Source organism: Megasphaera stantonii, from assembly GCF_025567065.1.
GTDB classification, from domain to species: Bacteria; Bacillota; Negativicutes; order Veillonellales; family Megasphaeraceae; genus Megasphaera; species Megasphaera stantonii.
Genome location: NZ_JAOQKD010000051.1, coordinates 1 through 729, shown reverse-complemented (window position 1 = coordinate 729; position 729 = coordinate 1). Strand labels below are relative to the sequence as shown.

The 729-nt window shown below is 43.9% G+C and carries 1 protein-coding gene; it reads right to left on the bottom strand.

Translation table 11 applies throughout. The features are described from left to right. Positions 1-21: 21 nt before the first annotated feature. Complete coding sequence (locus OCV58_RS12165) at positions 22-600, bottom strand: helix-turn-helix domain-containing protein (RefSeq protein WP_154878013.1); 579 nt, start codon at positions 598-600, stop codon at positions 22-24. Positions 601-729 lie beyond the last annotated feature (129 nt).

Sequence of the window (729 nt, the reverse complement as noted above, 5' to 3'; positions counted from 1 at the left end):
GGGTGTAGGAGAGAAGATCTTTTAGTTTGAATTGTCCTCGGAGACTGAAGATGACGTTTGCAACCCTCTCCGCTTTGCTTCGTCCTCTAACCGCAGTCTCCTCAGTTCTTTTAAAACCGCATTCTCTATACGGAGTTTAAGAAGTTCATCCTCTAATTCCTTCACGTGCTCCGCACGGGTATCCACCTCCGTATGCTGAACTTGTGCTTCTGTTTCTTTTGCTTGCGATGTATTCAATGTCTTCTTCCTGCCTTTCCTGTGCGGTCTTAACGCATCCGGCCCAGCTATTTTAAAGTCATTTACCCATCTGACAAGTAGCGACGGATTGTTGATTCCCATTTGAAGAGCCAGTTCCTGATACGAGAGTTCGCTTGTTAAGTAAGACTCTACCACAGAAAGCTTTTCTTCGAAAGAGTATTCTTTCCGGGAGCGAGAGCGTTTTAACCCGGCATCCCCCATTTTTTTGTAAGCAGCAACCCATTTTCTTAACTGGCAACTGTCCAACATGCCATGTTTTTGTGAAATGGAAGCATAGCTTCCCTGATTGTCCAGGTATTCTGATACCAGTTGCTTCTTAAATTCGTAACTGTATTTCGCCATAAAAAAACTGACGGTAAATTGCAAGTTGAATTTGAACAACCATAATCAGGAAACACACTCACTAGCATAAACTTCATCGAGGAATGCATCAAATAGCTCTGACGGCGTATGGTAGCCCAAAACACGCCG

Excerpts from the sequence above, each read along its gene's own strand:
- OCV58_RS12165 (WP_154878013.1), bottom strand. The coding sequence starts at position 600 with ATGGCGAAATACAGTTACGAATTTAAGAAGCAACTGGTATCAGAATAC.